The following is a 6278-nucleotide window of genomic DNA, read 5'->3' as shown; positions in this document are numbered from 1 at the left end:
ACGTTGTTCTTCATGGTCTGGCGGTCCATCGACTGCACACCGAAGGCCATCTGCGGCTGGTGGTCGATGATGATCAGCTGGCTGTTGCGCGGGGTCAGGACTTGCAGCTTGGCGTTGTTGGCGTTCGACATGGTGGTTTCTCCGGTAAAAAGATATTCAATAAGTTTGAGGTTTTCTTGGTCAGCACGCTGTTCGCTTCTTGGCGTTGCTGCGCTGTCCATGTGCTGAACTATAGCGATCAACCCGCCACCGGAAGCGGGCTATCGCTGTCATAGTTATTCAAATTTATTGAATTATCGAAACCGGCGCCTTGCGGCGCCTTCCTGCCGTCGCCTCCACCTAGAGCCCCCTAGGCTGCCGCCGTCATCTTGAAGATGCCCTGCGCGTTCCCGGCGTCAAACCCGAGATCCACACGGCGACGGGCCGCGGCTTCGTCCTCGAAGCTATCCCGCGTGATGAACTCGTAGAACGACCCCGGCACCTGGCGCGTGACGGTCTCGCCGTTGGCGCCCACGAACTCGCGCGTCACGGGGTCGGCGCGGAAGGCGGTTTGCTTGACGCGGCCGCTGCCGGAGACCTCGACCTTGTCCTTCATCGGCCGGCCCAGCGCCTTCTGGGCATCGGCCAGGGCGAAGACGTCGGCCACGCGGTCCGTGGCGTGGTTGAAAGCGTTGCCTTCGGTGGAGATCCACGCCATTTCGGCCGATTCCTTGAGCAGCGTCTCGTAGTCTTCCAGACGCGGCACCGGGTGCTGGCGGGCAAAGCAACGCGCCAGCAGGCCGACCAGTTCGGCGCCATCCGCCACGGCCAGCAGGCCGTCGCGTTCCAGTTGCCACAGCAATGTCTGGGCGCGCGGGGTCAGCGGGTCGGCGGACGCTTCGGTCACACGGGTCACGGCGGCGCGAAAGGCGTCGCTGTAGCGCTCGCGCTCCGGGTGGAACTCGCTCAGGAAGAACTGCGCGATCTGCTCGGGGGCGTCGGCATGTGCGTACGAGCGGCCGGTCATGCCGATGCGGTCGAGCGGGTAGGTACCGTTCAGCACGTAGCCGAGCGGGCGCAGGATGCGCGTGAAGGCGGCCTCGCCTTCGGGCAGCGCGCCGCTCGCCCACTTCACCGTGCGCAGTGCGCCATGGTCGAAGGTGACCTTGCCGCCGGCGCGGGCCACGTCGTCGGTGTAGGCGCGGCCGGTGGGCACGCGGTCCAGGATGTCGCCGAACAGCACGACATTGAGCGCCTGGGCGATCTCGGCACGCGTGGCACGGCCTTCGATATCGGCCGGCAGCCCTTCGGGCATGGTGACCAGGGTCAGCAGATGGGCGGCACGGGCGGCGCCCAGGTTGGCGTTGAGCAGCTTGGCGATATTCGGATTCATGGGAACGTAGTCACGGTAGGGTTGCGCCGCAGCATAGCGGCACCGCCGGAGGTGTCACAAGCGACGAATGCTCACAACGTTGTGCGCCGCGCGCACGATGTCCGTCTCGCTATACTCTCCCCCTGCCGCCCCCAAGTCGCCCCAACCTGCTGTCGCCCCCGCCCGCCATGAGAAAGGACATCCCCAACCTGAACGCGCTGCTCGCGTTCGAGGCCGCCGCCCGGCTGGGCAGCTTCACCCGTGCCGCCGACGAACTCGCGCTCACCCAGAGTGCCGTCGGCCGGCAGGTGGCGCTGCTGGAGCAGCGGCTCGGCGTGGCGCTGTTCACCCGGGTACGGCGCCGGCTGGAGCTGACCGAAACAGGCCGGGAGTACGCGGCGCGCGTGCGGCGCCATCTGGACCATATCGAACGGGACACCCAGGAGATCAGCGCCGGCCGCACCCAGGGCTACACGCTGGAACTGGCCGTGGTGCCGACCTTCGCCACCCAATGGCTGATTCCCCGCCTGCCGGACTTTGCCCGGCTGCACCCCGAGATCACGGTCAACCTGAGCGCGCGCTCGCAGCCCTTTTCGTTCCAGGATTGCGCCTACGACGCGGCGATCTACTTCGGCGACCAGTTCTGGCCCGGCACGCGCGGCCGGGTGATCTTCCGGGAAGGCGGCATGGTGCCGGTGTGCAGCCCGGCCTTCCGGGCGGCGCACGCACTGGCCGATGCCGAGGGCTTCGCCCAGTGCCGCCACCTGCACCTGAGCACGCGCCCGCAGGCGTGGCGCGACTGGTATGCGGTGCAGGGCTGGGACTACAGCGTGGCGGCGGCGCGCGGGCCACGCTATGAGCTGTTTACGATGATGACGGCCGCGGCGGCGGCCGGGCTGGGTGTCGGCCTGGCGCCGCGCCTGCTGATCGAGCGCGAGCTGGAAACCGGCCAGCTGGTGATTCCGGTGGAACGGGTGCTCGACGTGAGCCAGGGCTACTACTTCGCCTATCCGGAAGACGGCCCCCACGCGCCCGCGCTGGACGCCTTCCGCGACTGGGTACTGGGCCTCTCTCCGGACGCGGCGCGCGAGCCCTGAACCGCCGGACCCGGCTACGGCTGGCCGGCCCCATCCAAAGAAAGCGTTCCCGGCGCCCGAACGCATTGTTCCGCATAGGCTTCATCGGCCCCGCCGATATATGGATCTGCGTTCCAGATCAATGCCGCCGCGGCGCCGGCTATCCTGTATAACGAACGCGTGGGTATAAGCGGTCGATTGGACACCAGCGGCGCAACGCCGCCCCGTTCAACTGGAGATTGCTCACTGACGGAGTCGTTCGTCAGTGGCGCCATGCATCCAGCCGCACCCGCCCCCTGACACGACTCCCGCAAGCGGCATGACCAGCGTCCCCGAACGCCGGCATGCACGTCTTCCACCTGAGTCATCGTTAGGGGATCTCAATGATCATCGACACCAGTTGCTATCCGACGAACCTGGTCGACCTGGCCTGGCGGCATGACGGCGACCCGTTCACGGGCGAACGCCTGATCCGCATGATGGACGGTCCGTTCACCATCAACGGCAAGCCGCGCCGCATCGACAAGGCCTTCATCCAGCCGCCTCAGGGCAACACCATCTACACGTACACCGACGGCGAGCGCAGCGGCGCGGAGTCCATCGACATGTACATGGGCTACACGCGCGAGATGGTGGAGAAATACCCGGAGCGCTTCATTGGCTGCTACGTCTATAACCCGCGCTGCGGCGTGGAGAACGGCGTGAATGCGATGGAGCACTACGTGAAGCGGCTCGGCTTCAAGATGGTGCAGTTCCAGGCCAACATGCACGCCTACCGGCCCGACCGCGCGCTGGACTGGCTGCGCCCGGCGCTGCAGAAGTGCGCGGAGCTGGGCGTGCTGGTCAAGCTCCACACCGGCGACGGCCCGTACAGCATTCCCACCGAGTGGGTGCCGATGATGAAGGAGTTCCCGACCGTGAACTTCATCATGGCCCACTTTGGCGTGCAGACCGGTGGGGTGTACTGCTTCGAGCCGTTCCAGATGGCCATGGACATGCCGAACGTGTATTGCGAGTCCGGCTGGTGCCTGCAGTCGCGCATCGTCGAGTTCGCCAAGGTGCTGCCCAAGCACAAGATCCTGTTCGGCTCCGACACCCCGCCCAACGAGCCCGGCATGTGGCTGCGCCTGCTGGAGGTGCTCTGCTTCGAGCCGCCGCAGGGGCTGAACCTCGACGAAGACACGCTCGAGGACTACCTCGGCAACAACGTCGCCCGCATGATCGGACTGGAGCCCACGCCCGTGCCGCGCACGCTGGAAGAAGCCCGCGCCCGCCTGGCCGCCTGATTCCGCACCCGGAGCCACACATGATTATCGATACCCACCTGCACCCGACCAACCTCGTCGACGAAGCCTGGCGCCATACCGGCGAGCCCTTCACCGGCGAGCGCCTGCTCAAGATGATGGACGGCCCCTACATGATCAACGGCAAGCCGCGCCGCATCGACATGGGCTTTATCCAGCCGCCGCCCGGCAACACCGGCTACCGCGACGGCAACCGCCGCGGCCGCGAAGGCATCCGCGATTACATGGCCTACGTGGCCAGCCTGTGCCAGAAGTACCCGGACCGCTTCATCGGCAATTTCACCTTCAACCCGCGCTGGGGCCCGGAGGAAGGCGCGCAGGAGCTGGAGTTCCACATCAAGGAGTACGGCTTCAAGATGCTCAAGCTGCACGCCAACATGCACGGCTACCGGCCTGACCGTGCGCTGGACTGGCTGCGCCCGGCGATGAAGGTCTGCGCGAAGTACAACATCGTGGTGCTGATCCATACCGGCGACGGCCCCTACACGATCCCGACCATGTTCTACCCGGTGATCCGCGAGTTCCCGATGGTGAATTTCATCATCGGGCACTTCGGCATCCAGACCGGCGGCAACTACTCGTTCGAGGCGTTCTGGATGGCAATGGACACGCCTAACGTGTATTGCGAGTCTGGCTGGTGCTTCCAGTCGCGCATCGTCGAGTTCGCCCGGCAGCTGCCGCGCAACAAGATCGTGTTCGGCACGGATACGCCGCCCAACGAGCCCGGCATGTGGCTGCGCGAGCTGGAAATGCTGTGCGGGCCCGCCCCGCAGGGCATGGACCTGGACGAGGACGGCCTGGAGGGCTACATGGGCAACAACATCGCCCGGCTGGTCGGTATCGAGCCGACCGCACCGCCCAAGACCCAGGAGGAAGCGCAGGCGCGGCTCAAGGACACCTACGCCAGCACGCGCTGATCTCGCTCATCGCTCAAGCCTGACATCCGTCTGGTCACGCGCGGGCCGCCCTCCCCGGCCCCACCCGCGCGCGGCAACGGACTCCCGATGGTTGTACCAGCCTGTACCCAAGCGGAGCCATGCCATGACTGCCTCACCGACATCATCCACGCCATCGGCCTCGCCGCCGGCGGGGTTCGATGACACCTCGCAGGACTTCCACACCTTTCTGGCCGCGTACCGCGCGGCGTATCCCGACGACGTCCTGACCGTGCGCGAGCCCGTGGCCGCCGACCAGGACCCGACCGCGCTGGTCTGGACGCTGGCCGCGCAGAACCGCCATCCGGCCATCGTGTTCGAGAACGTGGCGGGCCTGGCCACGCCGCTGGTCACCAACCTGTTCGCCTCGCGCGAGCGCGTGGGGCGCATGCTCGGCGGGGTTTCGCCGGCCGGCATCCATGCCGAGTACCAGGCGCGCAGCCGCCGCATGCAGCCGCCGCGCGTGCTGGCGAGCGGCGCGGTGACGGACATCGTGCAGGAGCAGGTCGATCTGTCGACGATTCCCGCGATCCGCCACTTCGCCACGGACCGGGGTCCGTACATCACCAATGCGATCCTGATTGCCGAAGACCCCGAGACCGGCATCGGCAACGCCAGCTATCACCGGTCGATGCTGCACTCGCCCACCGAGATCGCCACCAGCCTGCATTCGCGCGGGCACCTGTGGCGCATGCTCCAGCGCGCCACGGAGGCCGGCAAGCCACTGCCGGTGGCGATGGTGATCGGCGCCCATCCGCTGTTCATGCTGGCCGGCGCGGCACGCCTGCCGTACGGCGTGGACGAGCGCCACGTGGCCGGCGGGCTGTTCGGCGCGCCGCTCGAGGTGGTGCGCACGCCGCACTACGGCATCGCCGTGCCGGCGCATGCCGAGATCGTGCTGGAAGGGGTGATCGACCCGGCGGCGCGCGTGGAGGAAGGGCCGTTCGGCGAGTTCACCGGCTATTCGTCCGATCGCTCCACCAACAACCTGCTGCGCGTGGAGACGGTGATGCGCCGCCGCGATGCGTGGCTGGTCGATGTGGTCGGCGGCAATTCGGCCGAGCACCTGAACCTCGGGCGCATTCCGCGCGAGTCGGAGATGGTGGAAAAGCTGCGCGAGCGCTTTCCCGGCGTCACGGCAGTGCACTATCCGAGTTCCGGCACGCACTTCCACGCCTACGTGGCGCTGCGCCAGTCGCGCCCCGGGGAGGCGCGGCAGGTCATGCTCGGCCTGCTCGGCTGGGACCCCTACCTGAAGACCGTGGTGGCCGTGGACGAGGATGTGGACATCACGCGCGACGAGGAGGTGCTGTGGGCCATCGCCACCCACCTGCAGCCGCATCTGGACGTGGTGGTGGTGGACGGCCTGCCCGGCAGCGCGCTCGACCCCTCGGCGTCCGGCGTGGGCACCACCTCGCGCATGGGGCTGGACGCCACGCGCGGCCCGGCCTTCGACGGCATCCGTGCCCGCATCGACCCCGCCGCCATGGCCCGTGCCACGGCACTGCTGGCGCGGCTCGATACGGGAAAACACTGACCCGCCGCCTTAACAAGCCCAACCAGCACCCACCAGCCCCTAGATAGCGCGCCGTAGGGGCAGATTGATCGGCTT

5 protein-coding genes and 1 pseudogene are annotated in these 6278 nt (G+C 67.3%); 4 read left to right on the top strand and 2 right to left on the bottom strand.

All coding sequences use genetic code 11. The features are described from left to right. Together AB4120_RS19885 and AB4120_RS19880 are read right to left on the bottom strand one after the other, a co-directional pair. Positions 1-131 (bottom strand): annotated as a pseudogene (locus AB4120_RS19885) (hydrolase); the annotation flags it as partial. 218 nt (positions 132-349) lie between these two features. Continuing rightward, positions 350-1372, bottom strand: a complete 1023-nt coding sequence (locus tag AB4120_RS19880) for a DUF1338 domain-containing protein (protein WP_149138495.1) — start codon at positions 1370-1372, stop codon at positions 350-352. A gap of 167 nt (positions 1373-1539) precedes the next feature. On the opposite strand from AB4120_RS19880, the gene AB4120_RS19875 reads away from it, so the two are divergent. The 4 genes from AB4120_RS19875 to AB4120_RS19860 all read left to right on the top strand — a co-directional run bounded on the left by AB4120_RS19875 (position 1540) and on the right by AB4120_RS19860 (position 6203). Further along, on the top strand, positions 1540-2448 hold the full coding sequence (locus AB4120_RS19875) for a LysR substrate-binding domain-containing protein (protein ID WP_149138496.1): 909 nt from the start codon (positions 1540-1542) through the stop codon (positions 2446-2448). A gap of 362 nt (positions 2449-2810) precedes the next feature. After that, on the top strand, positions 2811-3713 hold the full coding sequence (locus tag AB4120_RS19870) for an amidohydrolase family protein (RefSeq protein ID WP_092293967.1): 903 nt from the start codon (positions 2811-2813) through the stop codon (positions 3711-3713). A gap of 20 nt (positions 3714-3733) precedes the next feature. Next, positions 3734-4648, top strand: coding sequence for an amidohydrolase family protein (locus AB4120_RS19865; RefSeq protein WP_092293969.1), 915 nt, complete (start codon positions 3734-3736; stop codon positions 4646-4648). Positions 4649-4772: 124 nt separating this feature from the next. Continuing rightward, positions 4773-6203, top strand: a complete 1431-nt coding sequence (locus AB4120_RS19860; protein ID WP_149138497.1) for a UbiD family decarboxylase — start codon at positions 4773-4775, stop codon at positions 6201-6203. Positions 6204-6278 lie beyond the last annotated feature (75 nt).

Origin of the sequence: Cupriavidus sp. 2KB_3 (assembly GCF_052115685.1) — a bacterium.
Taxonomy (GTDB): domain Bacteria; phylum Pseudomonadota; class Gammaproteobacteria; order Burkholderiales; family Burkholderiaceae; genus Cupriavidus; species Cupriavidus campinensis.
This window is presented reverse-complemented; position numbering and strand designations above follow the sequence as displayed.